The sequence below is a fragment of the Mesorhizobium sp. KR9-304 genome (genome assembly GCF_040049215.1).
Classification (GTDB): Bacteria; Pseudomonadota; Alphaproteobacteria; order Rhizobiales; family Rhizobiaceae; genus Mesorhizobium_K.
This window is the reverse complement of sequence record NZ_JBDZDN010000004.1, coordinates 80,888-98,913: the sequence shown is the minus strand read 5'-3', so window position 1 is coordinate 98,913 and position 18,026 is coordinate 80,888. Positions and strand designations below refer to the sequence as shown.

Below are 18,026 nucleotides of genomic sequence, written 5' to 3'. Positions count from 1 at the left end.
GACAAGCGCCCTTTTCTTTTGCCGCCCAACCCGGCAGAACGAGACCGCAACGGGGCTATGCGCATGAAAACCACCCTCGAGGACACGCTGCGTTCGTCGATCCGGACGATTCCGGATTATCCCAAGCCCGGCATTCTGTTTCGCGACATCACCACGCTGCTCGGCGATGCGCGCGCCTTCCGCCGGGCGATCGACGAACTGGTACATCCCTATGCGGGGCTGAAGGTGGACAAGATCGCGGGCATCGAGGCGCGCGGCTTCATCCTCGGCGGCGCCATCGCGCACCAGCTCTCGGCCGGGTTCATTCCGATCCGCAAGAAGGGCAAGCTGCCGCACGAGACCGTGCGCGTCGCCTACAGCCTGGAATACGGCCTCGACGAGATGGAAATGCATAAGGATGCGGTGAAGCCAGGCGAGAAGGTCATCCTGGTCGACGACCTCATCGCGACCGGCGGCACCGCCGAAGGAGCGGTGAAGCTGCTCTCCCATATGGGCGCCGACATCCTAGCCGCCTGCTTCGTCATCGACCTGCCGGACCTGGGCGGGCGCAAGAAGCTAGAAGCGCTCGGCGTGACGGTCAGGACATTGATCGCCTTCGAGGGGCATTGAGCGGGGAAGGCGCCTAATCCACCTTCACCAGCACGGCGCTGTCGAACTCGATGACCTTGGCGCCGGTGGAATCGGACCCTTCGGCGCGAACGGTCAGCATTCGCCAGCCCGGACGGGAGGTCATCGGCCGATGGGAAATTGCGGTGCGGCTGAAGCTCACTGTCTCGCCCGCATAGACGGGCTTCAGCCATTTCAGGTTGCTGATGCCGGGAGAGGGACCGAACACCGGAGCCGGCCCCGGACCCGCCCAGCGCCTGCCGGGCGTCGCCAGGTTGCGCTTCATCCAGGTTGCGGCCGTCTGCCAGCCCGACGCGCAAAGCCCGCCGAAGACGCTTTTCTTCGCCGCTTCCTCATCCGTGTGGAAGGGTTGCGGGTCGTACTTCCTGGCGAAGGCCTTGATGCCTTCCGCATCGAACGTGTGCGAGCCGAGCGGGGTCTCGACGCCGATCTCGAAGAACTCGTTGAGCGCGGATTCCGGCTTCATGCGGCGGCCTCGCGCTTCATGAACATTCCAGTGTTCTCCAGCTCGAAGACCGATTCGCCGCGCTGGTTGAAGAGTTCCGAGCGCATGGTCACGAGGCCAATGGCGGGGCGGGACTTCGACGGCCGCTTGGCGAGCACCGTCATTGTGCCGCTCAGCCGGTCGCCGGCAAGAACAGGCTTCTTCCATTTGATCCGGTCGACCCCCGGCGCGCCCTGCGAGGTCGAATCGAGCAGAACCGCATCACACAGCAGCCGCATGAAGATCGCGCAAGTGTGCCAGCCCGAGGCGGACAGGCCGCCGAGGATGCTCGCCCGGCCGGCAGCCTCGTCGAGATGCATGGGCTGCGGGTCGAACTCGCTGGCGAATTCGACGATCTCTTGCGCCGTGACGTCCTTGCTGCCGAGATCGATCGAACTGCCTTCGGCAAAATCCTCAAAGGCCCATTTCTTGGCAGCCATCGGGTCCCTGTCGGTGATGGGTCTGGTTGGTCGGAGATGCTCGTCGTGGCGATGCCGTGATAAGCGATAGCGGGATCAGAGCCAACCCTTTCGCCGAAAGAACCAGAAGGGAAGAACGGCCGACAGGATCATCAGGCCAAGCGCCAGCGGATAGCCGAAAAACCATCTGAGTTCCGGCATGATGTCGAAGTTCATGCCGTAGATGGAGGCGACGAGCGTCGGCGGCAGGAACACCACGGCCGCGACGGAGACAATCTTGATGATGGCGTTCTGCTGGATGTTGATCATGCCGAGCGTCGCGTCGAGCAGGAAGGTGATCTTCTGCGTCTGGAACGAGGCGTGGTCGGACAGCGAGACCACGTCGCGCGCGATCGTCTTGACGCGGGCGCGCAGGTCCTTGCCCTGCTTGTCCTGGCTGACGACATTGGCGAGGAAGCCAGCCAGCCGCTGCAGGGTGAGCAGGCTGTCCTGAATCTTGGAGACGAGATCCTCCTTGCTGCCGATCCGATGCAGGACGATCTGGAAATCGCGGTCGCGCTTGGATGCCTTCTTCTCTGTCGACTGAAAGATATCCTGCGAGATGTCGACGACCTCCCGGCTTGCCCGCTCCAGCACGTCGGCGAGGCGGTCGACGATTGCTTCGAGCAGCGAGATCAGGATCGTTTCCCCGCTTGTGCATCCGGTGTCGGTCTTTTCGGCGCGGAGCGGAAACGTCGCGAAGGCACGCGGCTCGTGATAGCGCACCGTCACCAGCCGGGTGCCCGCAAGCACGAAGGTCACCGGCAGCATTTCCGGGCGGTCGCCGTCCGAGTGCGCGGGCAGCGTAGCCGTCATCACGTAGGAGCCGTTCTCGGCATAAAGGCGCGAGGAAATCTCGATCTCCTCCATCTCCTCGCGGGTGGGGATGTCGACCCCGATCAGCCGCTCGATGGCACCTTCCTCTTCCTTCGTCGGGGCGAGTAGGTCGATCCAGACCACCCGCTCCTTGTTGGCGAGCAGATCGCTGACGACACGCAGGCGGTCATTGTCAGCGACGAAGGCTTTGATCATCGCCCAATTCTCCCTTTGCCGAGAAGCCCGGGCGGTTCGCGGAGGCTCAAATCCACCGTCGGATAGACCCCAGCCAGTGCCTCGTCAACTGCATCACTAACCGCAGTTGGCGGCTAAGTGTTGAACTTGAAGAGCATGATGTCGCCGTCCTGGACGACGTATTCCTTGCCTTCGTCCCGTGCCTTGCCAGCCTCCTTGGCGGCAACCTCGCCGCCAAGCGTGATGAAGTCGGCGTAGGCGATCGTCTGGGCACGGATGAAGCCGCGCTCGAAGTCGGTGTGGATGACGCCGGCTGCCTGCGGCGCCTTGGTTCCTTTCACAATCGTCCAGGCCCGCGTTTCCTTCGGGCCGGCGGTGAAATAGGTGATCAGGTCGAGCAATTCGTAGCCGGCGCGGATGAGCTTGTCCAAGCCGGGCTCGTCGAGACCCAGCGAAGCGAGGAATTCCATCTCCTCTTCGTCGGAAAGCTGGGCGACTTCGGCCTCGATCGCCGCCGAGATGACGACGGTGCCGGCCCCTTGCGTCTGCGCCATCTTCTCGACGGCTTTCGTATGCTCGTTGCCGGTGGCGGCGTCCTTCTCGGCAACGTTGCAGACGTAAAGCACCGGATGCGAGGTCAAAAGGTTGAGTCCCTGCAGGATGCGCAGATCCTCCGCGGCGATGCCCTTCAGCAGCACGCGCGCCGGCTTGCCGGCCTGAAGAAGCTCCAGCGCCTTCTCCATCATCGGCAGCACGGTCGCGGCTTCCTTGTCCTTGCCCTGTGCGCGCTTGCGGAACTGAACTATGCGGCGCTCAAGGCTATCGAGGTCGGCCAGCATCAGTTCGGTCTCGACGGTCTCGGCGTCGGCGACCGGGTTGATGCGACCCTCGACATGGGTGATGTCGTCGTCCTCGAAACAGCGCAGCACGTGCACGATGGCGTCGACCTCGCGGATGTTGGCGAGGAACTGGTTGCCGAGCCCTTCGCCCTTCGAGGCCCCGCGCACCAGCCCGGCGATGTCGACAAAGGAGATGCGCGTCGGGATGATCTCCTTCGATCCGGCGACCGCGGCGATCTTCTTCAGCCGCGGATCGGGCACGGCGACCTCGCCGGTGTTAGGCTCGATGGTGCAGAACGGATAGTTGGCCGCCTGCGCGGCGGCGGTGCGCGTCAGCGCGTTGAAAAGCGTCGACTTGCCAACGTTGGGCAGCCCAACGATGCCGCATTTGAAACCCATGGGTCGATTTTCCTAGAGGCGTTTTGATTGTTGGCGCGGCTATGAGCGATTGCACAGAGGCTCGTCAAGCCCGGTATCGGGTTGGCGGCCTATCCCTTCCCGAACAGCTTCTTCAACATCGCCGCCATCGGTCCGGTTTCCGGCACCTTGACGGAGGACTGCTGCGGGCGCGCCTGACGAATATGGCTCTGCGCCTTCGGCTGCTTAGGCGGTGGGCGGTCTTCCTCACCGGTCGGCTGGAGCTTCTCGCGCTGGGCCAGCGTGATCTTGTTCATGAAGCCATTCTCATCGCCCTTGGCGATCAGTCCGGCGTTGTCAGCGATGCTGTCGAGAAGTACGTCCAGCCATTCGCGGTCGGACTTAGCGAAATCGCCGAGCACATGGCCGTGAACCATTTCCTTGACACCGGGGTGGCCGACGCCGATGCGCACGCGGCGAAAATCCTTGCCGATGTGCTGGTCGAGCGAGCGGATGCCGTTATGGCCGGCGGAACCGCCGCCGATCTTGACCCGCACCTTGCCCGCGGGGAGCTCGATCTCGTCGTAGAAGACCGTCACGGCGGAGGGCTCGAGCTTGTAGAAGCGCAGGGCTTCGCCGACCGACTGGCCGGACAGGTTCATGAAGGTCTGCGGCTTGATGAGCAGCACTTTGTCGTCGCCGATCCTGCCCTCGGCGATCTCGGCCTGGAATTTCTTCGACCAGGGCGAAAAGGAATGGCGGCGGGCGATTGCGTCCGCCGCCATGAAGCCGACATTGTGCCGGTTGTTGGCGTATTTCGCGCCCGGATTGCCGAGACCTGCAAAAAGCAGCATCGATCCGGCCCTCCGAACCCGAAATTACTTCTTCTCTTCGGCCGGAGCTTCCGCAGCCGGCGTGGCAGGAGCCACTTCGGCAGTTTCGGTGGTCTCCGGCTTCATCGCGGACGAACCGGCGATGGTCGCAATGGTGAAGTCGCGGTCGGAAATGACAGGCTTGACGCCTGCCGGCAGCTTGACCGACGAGATATGGATCGAGTCGCCAATGTCGGTGCCTTCGAGGTCAACGGTGATGAAATCGGGAATCGCATTGGCCGGGCAGTGGAACTCGACCTCATGGCGCACGATGTTCAGCACGCCGCCGCGCTTGATGCCGGGCGACTTGTCTTCGTTGATGAAGTGCACGGGAACGTCGACATTGACCTCGGTGTCCTTGCCGATACGCAGAAAGTCGACATGCATCGGGAAATCGCGGACAGGATCCAGCTGATAGTCCTTCGGCAGGACCTGGATTTTCTTGCCTCCGACGTCGATCGTGGCGACCGTGGTCAAAAACCCACCACCGTGGATCTTGTAGAAAATGTCCTTGTAGGACAAGGCGATAGCCAGGGGAGGCTGTTTGTCGCCGTAGATGACTGCAGGCACTTTGCCGTTGCGGCGAACTTCACGGGCGGACCCCTTACCGACCTGTTCGCGCGCTTCGGCCTTGAGCTCGTATGAATCGTGGCTCATGGCTTTTCCTTTCGCGTTACTGGAGCATTTGCGGAATTCCGCCGCGGCGGGGCTCCGAAAATGTCGAAAGCCGCGAATTCGCGGCCCTCGCCCGCGTTGCCTCCAAGGGTGTCTACGCGGGTGGCGGTCCTATAGCGGAAGGCGGCAGGTGGCGCAAGACGGGCCAAAATGTGCGATTCGGTCGCGACGCGGTCAGTCGAACAGGCTCGACACCGATTCCTCGGTCGCCGTGCGCGAGATGGCCTCGCCGATCAGGTCGGCTATCGAGACGACGCGGATGTTGGGCGCGGAATCGACGCTGGAAGTCGGCTGTATCGAATCGGTGATGACCAGTTCCTGCAGCTTCGAGCCGGCGATGCGCGCGCTGGCGCCACCCGACAGCACGCCGTGGGTGATGTAGGCCGTGACGCTGGTGGCCCCGTTGGCGAGCAGCGCGTCGGCCGCGTTGCAGAGCGTGCCGCCCGAATCGACGATGTCGTCGATGAGAAGGCAATCCTTGCCGTGCACGTCGCCGATGATGTTCATCACCTCGGATTCGCCCGGCCGTTCGCGGCGCTTGTCGACGATGGCGAGCTGGGCGTCGATGCGCTTGGCGAGCGCGCGGGCGCGCACCACGCCACCGACGTCGGGCGAGACCACCATGACGTTGGCGAGTTGCTTGTATTTAGCCTTGATGTCGCGTGACATGACCGGGACGGAGAACAAATTGTCGGTCGGGATGTCGAAGAAACCCTGGATCTGGCCGGCGTGGAGATCGAGCGTCAGGACGCGGTTGGCGCCGGCACGGGCGATCATGTTGGCGACCAGCTTGGCCGAGATCGGCGTGCGGCCCGAAGCGCGGCGGTCCTGTCGGGCATAGCCGAAATAGGGAATCACCGCCGTGATGCGCCGCGCCGAGGAGCGCATGAACGCATCGATCATGATGAGGAGTTCCATCAGGTGGTCGTTCGTCGGGAAGGATGTCGACTGAAGGATGAAAACATCCTCGCCGCGCACGTTTTCCTGGATTTCGACAAAGATTTCCTGGTCGGCGAAGCGCCTGACGCTGGCTTTCCCGATGGGTATGTTCAAGTAGCGCGCGACGCCCTCGGCCAGAACCCGATTGGAATTGCCCGCGAAAAGTTTCATTCAGCTCTCGGCAGCGTCGCCTGGATATGATCGGGCTTTTAGCGGCAAGCGCCGCCATTGCAAGCGGCAGCCGCGAATTAATCCAAAGAATCGGTAACCAGAGTCAACCTGTGCCGCTGGCGAGCCAGCTCGCGAGCTGGTCGATGGTGGAATCGGCGATTGTCTGCATGGTTGCTGGCGGAACGGCGGCCCATCCTTCGCCGCCGCCGGCCGGCGCTTTCTGCTGGCCGTTGATGCGATGGAGGCGGTTGCCGGCGGGATCGTAGACGTCCCAGACATAGATGACGGTGGTCTGGCCGCCTTCCGTCAGGGTCGAGAAATAGCCTTTGAGCACATGCGTGGTCGAAGGATCGGCGCTGCCGGCGAGCCTAATGCCTCGGGCCCTGGCGCGCTGGGCGAGCCGTTCGGTCAAAGGGGTCGCCATGTCGACGGTCGCCCCCACGATCGGATCGAAACGCAGCCGGGTCTTCGCCGCGATGCCGGGATCGAGCCCCGCCGAGGCGCTGGCCGACGCGGACTGGACGGGGACTGCGCCGGCACCGGTTTCGCTTTGAAGCGTGCCCGGAGACGGCGGGGAAGCGGCGATGGCCGAGGGTTCGAGAACATCCTGCGTGCTGCTGCAGGCCGACATCACGATTGCGGCGAGCAGCGGTCCGGTCAGGAACGGCAATCGCCTCATGCCCTCGATCTCCGTACTACGCGATACATAAATACTTAGCTGGCAGCATCGTCACTGCACGATCAAGTCGAGATCATGGCGAGAAAGCGGTTTTGGCTGCGAATCTGTCGTCAGATAGGTGCGGCCGAGCGTCATGGCGGTCTCCGTTTCGGAGTCCATGATGATCATATGGGCAAAAAGCGTCATGTTCGGCGCGATCGGCTCCGGATTGCCCTGATAGAACATCGGCATGTCCATCCAGGACGGGGTGAAGCGGGCGCCGAGCGAATAGCCGCAGGCGTTGAGCCTGTGTTTGGTCAGGCCATGCGCCTCCATGCTGCGCGCATGGGCGTCAAAGACGTCGCCAAAGCTGTTGCCCGGGATCATGGCTTTCTCGACGGCAAGAAGGGCGTCGCGGGCAGCCTCGAAGAGTTCCATGTGGCGCTTCGTGGGCTTGCCGGTGAGCACCGTGCGCATCATGGCGGCGTGGTAGTGATGGAAGACGCCTGCCCATTCCAGCGTCAGCTGGTCGTTCTTGTTCAGCTTGCGACGGCCTGCCTTGTAGCGGCAGAGCAGGGCGTCGGGTCCGGAACCGATGATGAACTCGTTGGCCGGGTAGTCGCCGCCGCCGGCAAGGATCGTTCCCTGCATGGCCGCTAGGATGGCGGCCTCATCGCCGCCCTGCTTGATGAGCGGGAGCGCTGCGTCGAGCGCATCGTCGGCAAGCTGCGCCGCCTTTTCGGCCTTCTTGATTTCCGTCGGGCTCTTGAACAGGCGCAGCCGGCTGACGATGCCCGAGGCGTCGGCGATCTGTCCGAAGGTCTGAAGCTGCTCATCGAGCCGGCGGCCGTTGAAGGCGGTCAGGCCGTGCGTGTCGTATTCGACGCCGATGCGCTTGCCGAGGAGGTCGAGGTCGTTGAGCAGGTTGCGCAGGTCGACGGCCGGATTGGCGCCGTCACGATCAGTCCACAGCACGATATTCTCGATGATCGAGGTATGGCGAGCTTGGCGCAGATCCGCCGAGCGGGTCAGGAGCACCATGGATCCGTCGGACTTCACCACCAGCGACTGGAAGAAGCAGAAGCCGAACGTATCGTAGCCGGTCAGCCAGTACATGCTTTCCTGCGCGAAGAGCAGGATAACGTCCAGCTTCTTCTCGGCCATTTCGATCAGCAGCCGGTCGCGCCGGGCGTCGAACTCCGAACGTTCAAAATGCAAAGCCATCAAATATGCTCCAGGACAATCGCTGAAATGTGCCGCCCATAGTCCGGCTCGGAACGATGGGTGGCGCGGCGATAGGAATAAAACAGGTCTTCTTCGGCATAGGTGCAGCGGTTGAGCGCCTCGGCGGTCACGCCCGCCGCCGACAACCTGTCGACCGTATAGCGGTTGAGGTCGAACATGGCATGGCCGGGCCGGGAAGACGCTTCGAAGTAGCGGGTGTTGGCGGGGTCGGCGCTGACGAAACGGTCGATGAATTCCGGGCCGACTTCGTAGTTTTTCGCGCTTATCGAGGGCCCGAGCACCGCGATGATGCTGTCGCGGCGGGCACCCAGGCTTTCCATCGCCGCGATGGTGTTCTCGAGTACGCCTGTGAAGGCGCCTTTCCAGCCGGCATGGGCAGCGCCGACGACCCGCGCCTCGACGTCGGCGAACAGCACCGGGCCGCAATCGGCCGACGATGCGCCGACGGCAATGCCGGGCCGGTCGGTGACGATGGCATCGGCCTTGGGCCGCTCGCCCGGGAACGGCGCGCGCGCGACGATCACGTCGGGGGAGTGGACCTGGTGAGCGGTGAGAAGGTGGTCGGGCGCCACACCCATCCATTCCGCCGCGCGGCGGCGGTTTTCGCGCACCAGCGCCTGATCATCGGCGGAGCCGGTGCCGATGTTCAGGCTGCCATAGATGCCATCCGATACGCCCCCCATCCGAGTGAAATAACCGTGCCTGATGCCAGCGGCAGCGGCTTTGTCGAACAAGGGCGAGCGAAGCGGTTCCGGTTTGATATGGGTCAGCATTGCCGCCTTGTTGTCTTCGGGGACCTGTGTTCGTCAAGGCGCGGCGGAACCTGCCTCCTGTCCGAACGTAGGCGCGCGGGAGAGTGGGACAGAGGGATGGCCAAGTCAACTCGCGTTGCGGAAGGGCGGCGACACGGCGCCGGCGGGTAAAATGGCCAGAACCTTGAACAAATCCCCCATCTGGCCGGGACCGGCAAGTCGCTCTACGTCGGCGCTGATTTTCTTGCGTGCGGCTTCGTCCGCAGTCTGCCCCAGGCGCCCGGCGCGCTCCAACAGACCCATACCGAGCAGGAACCGCGCCTGCGTTGAGAGATGCGCATCGAGGCCATGCGACCGTGCCGCGGCGGCCAACGCCGAAAAATCCACATGCGAGGTGAGGTCGGCTTCGCCCGGACTGTCGAACACGCCTTCGCTTCGGTGCTTGCGGATGCCCTGAAAGGTATCGCCCAGGCCCGGCTTCAGATGGCCGTAGTCGAAGAAGATCCCGGCCCCGCCATGCGCCGCGATGCGCCCTGCGATCGCCGACATCAGCGCCTCGCGCGCCGGCGCGATCTCGAAAATGCTGCCCTCGGGCGCATCCTTCGTCTCGGGTGGAAGCGCGTCCCCCGCAAGCTGAGCGGTGCCGATGCCGAACATCAATGCCCCCGACGAGTCCAGGCCGACTGCGCGCTCCAGCCATCCGTCGCCCTGCCTAACGAACTGGCGGAAGGGCAGGGCGTCAAAAATCTCGTTGCCGATGACGAACAGCGGGCTGTCGGGCAAAGTATCCACCGTGAGATGCCAGCTGAAAACAGGTCCGCTGTCCCGCAAGGTTTCCCGCTGGATATCGGCCAGGCGCGGGCTTGCTTCGACGAGCGCAAAGTGTGCTTTGGCGGCGAGCTCTGGTGCGATCCGGCCAAGAGTGCGCACCAGGTCCTTCATCAGCGTGCCGCGGCCGGGACCGATCTCGGCAACCGTCACCGGTATTGGCTTTCCCGATGCCCGCCACGCCTCAGCGAGCCAGACGGCGACCAGTTCCCCGAACATCTGGCTCACTTCGGGGGCGGTGATAAAATCGCCCATGGCGCCGAAAGGCTCGCGCGTCGTGTAATAGCCGTCCTCGGGGTCGAACAAGCAGATTGCCATGTAGTCGGCGACCGAGATGGGGCCGGCGGCACGGATCAGGGCGGCAATCCTGTCGCCGAGTCTGTTCATGCGGCGGCGGATTGCGCCACCTGCGACCTCGCCCGCCAGATCGCCCATAGGCCGAACAGCACCATCGGCGTTGAAAGCACCATGCCCATGGTCAGCCAGCCGCCGGCAAGATAGCCGAGTTGCTGGTCGGGCACGCGGAAGAATTCGACGAAGATGCGCGAGAGGCCATAACCGGCGAGGAACGTTCCGGAGACGGTGCCGGGATTCTTCAACTTGAGGAAAGTGTGGGTGAGGAGCCTCAACACAAGAAACAGGACGAGCCCTTCGAGCGACGCTTCATAGAGCTGGCTGGGGTGGCGCGGCTCCGGTCCGCCGTTCGGAAAGACGAAGGCCCACGGCACGTCTGCCGGCCGGCCCCAGAGTTCGGAATTGATGAAGTTGGTAAGACGCACCACGCCAAGCCCGACCGGCACGCCTGCCGAGATGACATCGAACATGGTCCAGATGCCGATGCCGCGCGATAGCGCGAAGAGGATCATCGCGATGGTGACGCCGGCGAAGCCGCCGTGGAAGGACATGCCGCCCTGCCAGACGGCGAAGATGTCGAGCGGATTGGCGATGTATTTGGAGAGGTCGTAGAACAATATGTAGCCGACGCGGCCGCCGAGCACGACGCCGATCGCCGCCCAGACGAGAAAGTCGTCGACGTCCTCAGGCCGCATCGGCTTCACACCTTCCGGCCAAAGGCGTGGATTGGTCACGAGGCGCTTGGTGTACCACCAGGCAAACAGGATGCCGACGACGTAGCCGAGGCCGTACCAGTGGATGGCCAGCGGCCCGATCTGAACGATGATCGGATCGATGTCGGGAAAGGGCAAAATCGCCAGCGGCAGCATCAGGTATTCGGTCACGCAAAGGCTCCGGGAGGCTGTGGGCGCGGACCATGCGGCAGGGTTTTGGCCCGGTCAAGGTGGGAGCGGAGCGCTTGTTGCTAGTGTCATGCTTGCATTCCGGGCTTCACGCCACTAGGTCAGAAGATACGCGCCAGGAGGGTTTGCCATGTCGACCGGACCGAACCGCATTCTCGACGAATTCGCCAAGCTGATGACCGATGCCGCGGGTGCTGCGCAGGGCGTGCGCCGCGAGGTGGAAACAGCCTTCAAGGCGCAGGCCGAGAAGGTGCTGAACTCGATGGAAGTGGTGCAGCGCGAAGAATTCGAGGCTGCACGCGAAATGGCGGTGAAGGCGCGCGCCGAGAACAAGGCGCTGACGGCCCGCATCGCTGCGCTAGAGGCAAGGATCGCCGAACTTTCGGCTGACAAGTCTGCCGGGGCCGCGTCGGAAGCGGCGGCCAAGCCCCGCGCAAAAAAATAATTCGTTAAACTTTTCCACAAAGCCCGACGGGGAAAAGCGCAGGTTCCTGAATCGCTTACCCGGCTTGCGTGAATCTTTGTGACAGGCGGTTTCCACACCCTTCCGCCGCACCGCGAAAAAAGGGGCTGGTCACGCGACTCGTCATCAATACACTGAATTTGTTGCATGATTCGGAAAGCGGGTCGTGCGCCGGGTGTGGGGTCCGGCTTCAGGTCGTTTGCGTCGCAAGGTTCTGCCCACCCGAGTTCGAGACAAGATTGTTCGTCGTGTGTGCCCTTTGCGCCGAGCGCCTAGTGGGCGCTCCCAGAACGACAGGAAGCATTTGCATGGAACTGATCGAGCTCGAAATCGCCCGCGAAATCCACCCGGTGGATGTGATCGAGCAGGTGGCGCACAGCAATGACTGGGCCTTCGAACGGACCGGCGATGATGAGATTTCTATCTCGGTTGCCGGAAGCTGGACGGACTATCACGTCTCTTTCTCCTGGATGGAGGATTTCGAGGCTCTGCACCTCGCCTGCGCCTTCGACATCAAGGTGCCGGAAGCCCGCACGCTCGAGGTCATGCGGCTGTTGTCGCTGATCAACGAGCAGATGCTGTTCGGGCATTTCGACTTGTGGGAACAGGAAGGCGCGATCATGTTCCGGCAGTCGCTGCTGCTTGCCGGCGGCGCCGAGCCGACCAGCCAGCAGGTCGAAGTTCTGCTGTCGTCAGCGCTCGAAGCCTGCGAATGTTATTTCCAATCCTTCCAGTTCGTCGTCTGGTCTGGCACGTCTGCAAAGGACGCGCTCTCCAGCGTTCTCTTCGAAACGCACGGCAACGCCTGACGCGATCCGTGAGTTCGGGGCCATGAGCGCAGCTGCCGACAAGAAGCCGGAGATCAGCTTCGCGGAATTCGACCGTGTCGACATCCGCGCGGGCACCATCGTCGAGGCGGAGCCTTTTCCCGAGGCGCGCAAGCCGGCGTTCAAGCTGAAGATCGATTTCGGCGCGCCGATCGGCGTGAAGAAGTCGTCGGCGCAGATCACCAAATATTATTCGCCCGAAACGCTGGTCGGCAGGCAGGTCTTCGCTGTGGTCAATTTCGCGCCGCGCCAGATCGGGCCGTTCATGTCGGAAGTGCTGACGCTGGGTTTTCCCGACGAGGAAGGCGCAGTCGTGCTCGGCGCGATCGAGCGCAAGGTGCCCAACGGCGGACGCCTGTTTTAGCCGGTGGCAAAAGCGTTGTGGCTGATCTAAGAGCAGCCGGGGCGAATCTAGGCGGCCGGCGAAAATGATCGAGAACAAGCGTGTCGCTGTGGTGCTGCCGGCATACAATGCGGCCAAGACGCTGCGCGCCACCTATGAAGAGATACCCAAGGATATTGTCGACGACTGCATACTGACCGACGATGCAAGTGCGGACGAGACGGTGAAGATAGCTGCCGATCTGGGCATCTACACCATCAGGCACGAGCGCAACCTGGGCTACGGCGGCAACCAGAAGACTTGCTACCGGGCAGCGCTCGATCGCGGCGCCGACATCGTCGTCATGCTCCATCCCGACTATCAGTATACGCCCAGGCTGGTGACGGCGATGGCCGCGATGCTGGCGTCAGGCCACTTCGACGCCGTGCTCGCCTCGCGCATCCTGGGCAAGGGCGCGCTCGCCGGCGGCATGCCGCTCTACAAATATATCGCCAATCGCGGCCTGACGGCGATCGAGAACCTGCTGCTCGGCGTCAAGCTGTCGGAGTTCCATACGGGCTACCGCGGGTGGACGCGGGAGGTGCTGGAAACGCTGCCGCTGGACGCGTGCTCGAACGATTTCGTCTTCGACAACCAGATGATCGCGCAGGTCCTCCATTACGGCTTCCGGATCGGCGAATTGTCCTGCCCAGCGCGCTATTTTGCCGAGGCTTCGTCGATCAATTTCTCCAGGAGCGTGGTCTACGGGCTCGGCGTATTGGAGACGGCGATCAAGTTCAGGCTGCACCGGACGGGAGCCATACGGTCGCCGCTGTTTCCACTTCTCGCCGACCGGCGACTGTAGAGGGGCGAGGGTTGAAAGCGATGGTTTCTTCGAGCCTGCAGGCAATCGATCGCCTGGTGCCGCGGACCGCACCGTGGCTGTTCCCGCTGCTGATCTTTCTGCACAATCCCCGTCGTCTGTTGAAGCCGGAAATGTGGGGTGATGATGGCCCCTATTGGTACGCCCAGGCATACCAGTACGGACTCGGCTCTCTCCTGATGCCTATAAGTGGCTACCTCAATACAGTTCAGCGACTGGTGGCGATCCTGGTGCAGCCGCTACCGCTCGCCTGGACGCCATTTGTCTTCCAGGTGGTTTCGATCCTGATCCAGGCAGTGCCTGCGATCTTCCTCGTCAGCCGTCGTATGGAAGGCGCGTGGCCGGATCGCACCTCGCGCTATCTGTTCGCCTTGCTCTATCTCGTCATGCCGAATGCGCCCGAAACCTCGGCAGGCCTGACGAACAGCCAATGGTATCTCGCGATCTTGGCCTTCCTGTTGATCGTCAGCAATCCACCGGCCAGCGCAGGTGGGCGTCTGCTTGAGACCTTTGTGCTGTTCATCGCGGGAATAAGCGGACCCTTCTGCGTGCTGTTGATGCCCGCCGCGCTGTGGGAGTTGTTCATCGCCGATCGGCCGTGCCGGCTCGACGCATGGCGACGCGCAAGCGTGTTGGCAGCGACATGCCTTATTCAGGGCGCGTTAATCCTTGGCATTTCCGGCGAACGGCGTGCAGACCTTCCCCTCGGCGCGTCGTTCGATCTGTTCGTTCGGATATTGAGCCTGATCAGTTTCGGCGCTGAATTCGGCTACAGGAGCGTGTCCGACTTTTTCCACCTTGGATTGACGTCCGTTTCGCCGCTTCCGTACGTCGCTGCTGTCGGCAGCTTGGCGCTCATTGGAACTGCGGTTGCGAAAGGCCCGAGGATTCTCGCGCAATACGTCATCTTCGCAGGCGGCATATTCGCGTTGTCCATGGCCAAGCCGATGGTCTCCAATCCCCAATGGCCGCCTATGCTGCTGCCGCCTGCCGGAAATCGATATTTCCTCTTCCCGATGATCGCATGGTGGGGTGCGCTGTTCGTGCTTGCGGGATTGCCGCAGCGCTGGCTAAGGCTGACCGCCCGAACACTCCTGGCGATCACGGCCTTTGTCGCGGTTCCGCGGGACTGGGGCGATCCCCTATACTATCCTCCGACCGACTTCATCGCGAGGGCCAGGGCATTCGATGCCGCGCCGCCCGGCACGGTAATGGAGTTCGATATCCATCCGCCGCCCTGGAAATTTTCGCTGACAAAGTAGTCGATTTGGCCCGCGCTCAAGTTCGAGCGGACACGGACGCCCGCGCGGCGCGGATGTTGTCCATGTACATCTGCGCGCAGGCCGCCCAAGTGTAGCGCATGGCACGCTCGCGCGCTGTGGCGCGGTCGATCTTGAGTGCGTCCAGCGCCGCCTGCCGCAGATCCTCCGCAACCACCCCGCCAATGCCGTCGCCGACGATGTCGATCGGGCCGGTCACCGGGAAGCCGGCCACCGGCGTGCCGCTCGACAGCGCCTCCACGATGACGTTGCCGAAAGTGTCGGTCCGGCTCGGGAAGACGAAGACATCCGACGACGCGTAGATCTCGGCCAGTTCGTTGCCGGGCCGATGGCCGAGGAAATGGGCTGTCGGATATTTTGCCTTCAGTCTGTCGAATTCGGGCCCTTCGCCAACGATCACCTTGCTGCCCGGCAGGTCGAGATCGAGGAACGCCGGAAGGTTCTTTTCGACGGCGACTCGGCCGACGCAGAGGAAGATCGGCCTCGGGAAGTCGAGTTCCCCGCGCTTGGCCGGATTGAAGTGTTCGATGTCGACCCCGCGCGTCCAGGGTTGCAGCTTGTCGAAGCCCCGCGCTTCCAGATCCCTGGCGAGCGAGGCCGTCGCGACCATCGTGCCCTGGCCGGAATTGTGGAAATCTCTCAGCCAGCCATAAGTCCAGCGCTCTGGAATCGGCAGCCGCGCCGTGACGTATTCAGGGAAGCGGGTGTGGTAGCTGGTAGTGAAAGGCTGCTTCTCTGTCAGACAGAAACGCCGCGCCATCAGGCCAAGCGGGCCTTCCGTGACGATATGGATGTGGTCGGCCTTGCTGTCTTCGATCAGTCGGCGCACACGGCGAGGCGTCGTCAACGCCAGCCGGATATCGGGGTAGGTCGGCATCGGCAAGGTGCGGAAAAGGTTGGGGGTCAGGAACGCGACCTCCACACCTGAGGTCTTCAGCGTCTCGGTCAGCCGCTCCAGCGTGTGGACGACGCCGTTGACCTGCGGCCGCCAGGCGTCGGTGACCATGAGGATGCGTTTCAGACCGTCCGGACGCGCGGCGGCAAGGCCGTCGCCGGCCTCCCCGATTGCCCCGGCGCTGATTCGGGCATGACGCATGGCGCGCCTTTGACCATCGTTTCATGACAGCCGCGTGAATCGGTCAAAGGTGCGCCGTCTCCGCTCCGGGAGCGGGGTCCATCAGCTTAGATGGTGAACCTCCTGGAGCCCGTAGACCGGCGTCTGAATGCCCTCCATGCGCGCCTTCAACTGCAGGGCAAGAAAATGGGAATTGTGGCGCGATTGGTGCAGATTGCCGCCATGGAACCACAGACCTGGCTGTTGGGTAGGCTTCCACATATTGCGCGGCTCGCCTTCCCAGGGTCCCGGATCCTTGGCTGTGCCCGAGCCCAGGCCCCAGACTCTGCCGACACGGTCCGCGACTTCGTTGCTGACCAGGTCGGCGACCCAGCCGTTCATCGAACCGTAGCCGGTCGCATAGACGACCAGATCGGCGGGAAGTTCGGTGCGGTCGGCGAGGACGACCGATTGTTCGGTCAGGTGATCTACCTGGCCGACCTTCAGCTTGATCTTGCCGTCGATGATCATCCGGCTGGCGCCGACGTCGATGTAATATCCCGAGCCGCGACGCATGTATTTCATGAACAGTCCGGACTCGTCTTCACCCCAATCCAGCAGGAAGCCGGCCTGATCGAGAGCGGCATAGAAGCCGGCATCCAGCGCGCGGATTTTGTCGTACACCGGTTTCTGGAATTCCGGCATCAGCCGGTAGGGAACCGACGCCGAGATCAGGTCGGCCTTCTCGGTGGTTATCCCGGCGGCCAGCGCCCTTTCCGAATAGAGAACACCGGTCGCCAGCTCGGTCAGCGGTTCGGATCGCACGACATGGGTCGCGGAGCGCTGGACCATCGTGACGTCGGCTCCGGCCGCCCAGAGCGCGGCACAGATGTCATGAGCCGAGGTGTTCGAGCCGATAACGACCGCCCGCTTGCCGGCATAGCCTTCCGGCCCCGGGTGGCGGGAGGAGTGATGCTGGTCTCCCTTGAACAGGTCGCGGCCGGGAAGGTTGGGTACGATCGGCTTGCTTGCCATGCCGGTTGCGAAGACAAGCTGCTTGGGCCGCAACGTGATCTTCTCGCCGGCGCGGTCAACGAGGACCGTCCATTCGCCCTTCTCTTCGTCGTAGGCCGCGCTTTTCGCTTCGGTGGAACCCCAGTAGTTCAGTTCCATCACCTTGGCGTACATCTCCAGCCAATCGCCGATCTTGTCCTTCGGCGAAAACACAGGCCAGTTCGCAGGGAACGGCAGGTAGGGCATATGATCGTACCAGACCGGATCATGCAGGCAGAGCGACTTGTAACGCTTGCGCCAGCTGTCGCCGGCACGCTCGTTCTTCTCTACGATGATGGTCGGCACGCCAAGCTGCTTCAAGCGCGCGCCGAGCCCGATGGCGCCCTGGCCGCCGCCGATGATCAGGCAATAAGGCTGCTTCGAATGGCCGAGTTCGGCAGCCTCCGCATCACGCTCCTCCTTCCATGTCCTGCCTCCCTTCTCGGGCCGATCAGGAATGCCGAGCGGGCGTGTGGAACCGGCCGGCTCTTCATGACCTTTGAGCTCGACCATCGTGGTGAGAAGCGTCCAGATCCGGCCGTCCTTCAATCTTATGTGGCCGAAGCCGCGCGCGACCTCGGTCTCGAATCTAATCCAGCCTTCAAGCAAGCCATCGGTTTCGACGGCATCCTCGCCCTCGGCGATCGCCCAGCCCAAGGGCTTCGTGACGTCAAGCTGGTTCGTCAGCATGTCGCGGATATCGTCCCGGCCCTCCATGGTCTTGATATTCCATGTGAAGATCACAAGGTCCCGCCAGTAGCAGTCGTCGTGAAAAAGGCTTGCCGCGGTTTCGATGTCGCGCGCCTGCAGCGCCCCGCCAAAACGGTCAAGGAAATCGGATAGCTTCTTGTTCGAGGTCTTTTCGAGCATGGTTCCTCCCAATGCCGTGATGTCCGGGTCGCTCCGCAAACCACCTTCCGGGCAGAGTGCGCTTCAACACTACGAGCAAAGATCGGACATGCGCTACATCGA

20 protein-coding genes are annotated in these 18,026 nt (G+C 62.9%); 6 read left to right on the top strand and 14 right to left on the bottom strand.

Translation table 11 applies throughout. The annotated features are described in order from the left end of the window. Positions 1–63 precede the first annotated feature (63 nt). The gene (locus ABLE71_RS20055) at positions 64–609 is read left to right on the top strand and encodes an adenine phosphoribosyltransferase (protein WP_348785253.1); all 546 of its coding nucleotides are present in this window, start codon (positions 64–66) and stop codon (positions 607–609) included. A 13-nt stretch (positions 610–622) separates the two neighbouring features. On the opposite strand, the gene ABLE71_RS20050 is transcribed toward ABLE71_RS20055, so the two are convergent. The 12 genes from ABLE71_RS20050 to lgt form a co-directional block, all read right to left on the bottom strand. Further along, the gene (locus ABLE71_RS20050; RefSeq protein WP_348785252.1) at positions 623–1,093 is read right to left on the bottom strand and encodes a MaoC family dehydratase; all 471 of its coding nucleotides are present in this window, start codon (positions 1,091–1,093) and stop codon (positions 623–625) included. Further along, entirely contained in the window at positions 1,090–1,551 is a 462-nt protein-coding gene (locus tag ABLE71_RS20045; RefSeq protein ID WP_348785251.1) for a MaoC family dehydratase, read from the bottom strand. Before ABLE71_RS20045 ends, ABLE71_RS20050 begins: the two co-directional genes overlap by 4 nt. Positions 1,552–1,626: 75 nt before the next feature. Next, positions 1,627–2,601 carry a magnesium/cobalt transporter CorA gene (corA, locus tag ABLE71_RS20040; RefSeq protein WP_348785250.1) on the bottom strand — a complete coding sequence of 325 codons (975 nt, stop codon included), beginning with the start codon at positions 2,599–2,601 and terminating at the stop codon, positions 1,627–1,629. Positions 2,602–2,714: 113 nt separating this feature from the next. Further along, a complete protein-coding gene (ychF, locus tag ABLE71_RS20035; RefSeq protein WP_348785249.1) occupies positions 2,715–3,818 on the bottom strand; it encodes a redox-regulated ATPase YchF in 1,104 nt (367 codons plus the stop codon). Between the two features lie 89 nt (positions 3,819–3,907). Then, complete coding sequence (gene pth / locus ABLE71_RS20030; RefSeq protein WP_348785248.1) at positions 3,908–4,630, bottom strand: aminoacyl-tRNA hydrolase; 723 nt, start codon at positions 4,628–4,630, stop codon at positions 3,908–3,910. Between the two features lie 24 nt (positions 4,631–4,654). Next, the gene (locus ABLE71_RS20025) at positions 4,655–5,305 is read right to left on the bottom strand and encodes a 50S ribosomal protein L25/general stress protein Ctc (RefSeq protein WP_348785247.1); all 651 of its coding nucleotides are present in this window, start codon (positions 5,303–5,305) and stop codon (positions 4,655–4,657) included. 192 nt (positions 5,306–5,497) lie between these two features. Then, positions 5,498–6,433, bottom strand: a complete 936-nt coding sequence (locus tag ABLE71_RS20020) for a ribose-phosphate pyrophosphokinase (RefSeq protein WP_348785246.1) — start codon at positions 6,431–6,433, stop codon at positions 5,498–5,500. Between the two features lie 103 nt (positions 6,434–6,536). Continuing rightward, positions 6,537–7,112 (bottom strand): hypothetical protein, encoded by a 576-nt coding sequence (locus tag ABLE71_RS20015; protein ID WP_348785245.1) that lies wholly within the window; start codon positions 7,110–7,112, stop codon positions 6,537–6,539. A 51-nt stretch (positions 7,113–7,163) separates the two neighbouring features. Next, entirely contained in the window at positions 7,164–8,315 is a 1,152-nt protein-coding gene (locus ABLE71_RS20010; RefSeq protein ID WP_348785244.1) for a Xaa-Pro peptidase family protein, read from the bottom strand. After that, positions 8,315–9,109: a peptidoglycan editing factor PgeF gene (pgeF, locus tag ABLE71_RS20005; RefSeq protein WP_348785243.1), complete on the bottom strand. Its 795-nt coding sequence runs from the start codon at positions 9,107–9,109 to the stop codon at positions 8,315–8,317. Before pgeF ends, ABLE71_RS20010 begins: the two co-directional genes overlap by 1 nt. Positions 9,110–9,214: 105 nt before the next feature. Beyond that, positions 9,215–10,303, bottom strand: coding sequence for a class I SAM-dependent methyltransferase (locus tag ABLE71_RS20000; protein WP_348785242.1), 1,089 nt, complete (start codon positions 10,301–10,303; stop codon positions 9,215–9,217). Continuing rightward, positions 10,300–11,154 (bottom strand): prolipoprotein diacylglyceryl transferase, encoded by an 855-nt coding sequence (gene lgt, locus ABLE71_RS19995; RefSeq protein ID WP_348785241.1) that lies wholly within the window; start codon positions 11,152–11,154, stop codon positions 10,300–10,302. Before lgt ends, ABLE71_RS20000 begins: the two co-directional genes overlap by 4 nt. Positions 11,155–11,302: 148 nt before the next feature. Between lgt and ABLE71_RS19990 the strand changes: the two genes are divergently transcribed. From ABLE71_RS19990 to ABLE71_RS19970, 5 genes are all read left to right on the top strand, one after another. Continuing rightward, the gene (locus ABLE71_RS19990) at positions 11,303–11,617 is read left to right on the top strand and encodes an accessory factor UbiK family protein (protein ID WP_348785240.1); all 315 of its coding nucleotides are present in this window, start codon (positions 11,303–11,305) and stop codon (positions 11,615–11,617) included. 326 nt (positions 11,618–11,943) lie between these two features. Continuing rightward, positions 11,944–12,444 (top strand): YbjN domain-containing protein, encoded by a 501-nt coding sequence (locus tag ABLE71_RS19985; protein WP_348785239.1) that lies wholly within the window; start codon positions 11,944–11,946, stop codon positions 12,442–12,444. Positions 12,445–12,466: 22 nt separating this feature from the next. After that, entirely contained in the window at positions 12,467–12,826 is a 360-nt protein-coding gene (locus tag ABLE71_RS19980; protein ID WP_348785238.1) for a tRNA-binding protein, read from the top strand. A gap of 64 nt (positions 12,827–12,890) precedes the next feature. Next, entirely contained in the window at positions 12,891–13,649 is a 759-nt protein-coding gene (locus ABLE71_RS19975) for a glycosyltransferase family 2 protein (protein ID WP_348785237.1), read from the top strand. Positions 13,650–13,660: 11 nt separating this feature from the next. Further along, the gene (locus ABLE71_RS19970) at positions 13,661–14,929 is read left to right on the top strand and encodes a hypothetical protein (RefSeq protein ID WP_348785236.1); all 1,269 of its coding nucleotides are present in this window, start codon (positions 13,661–13,663) and stop codon (positions 14,927–14,929) included. 16 nt (positions 14,930–14,945) lie between these two features. Here the strand turns inward: ABLE71_RS19970 and ABLE71_RS19965 are convergent, their stop codons facing one another. After that, positions 14,946–15,953, bottom strand: coding sequence for a glycosyltransferase family 1 protein (locus ABLE71_RS19965; protein ID WP_348785582.1), 1,008 nt, complete (start codon positions 15,951–15,953; stop codon positions 14,946–14,948). A 171-nt stretch (positions 15,954–16,124) separates the two neighbouring features. After that, positions 16,125–17,924, bottom strand: a complete 1,800-nt coding sequence (locus ABLE71_RS19960; protein WP_348785235.1) for an NAD(P)/FAD-dependent oxidoreductase — start codon at positions 17,922–17,924, stop codon at positions 16,125–16,127. Positions 17,925–18,026 lie beyond the last annotated feature (102 nt).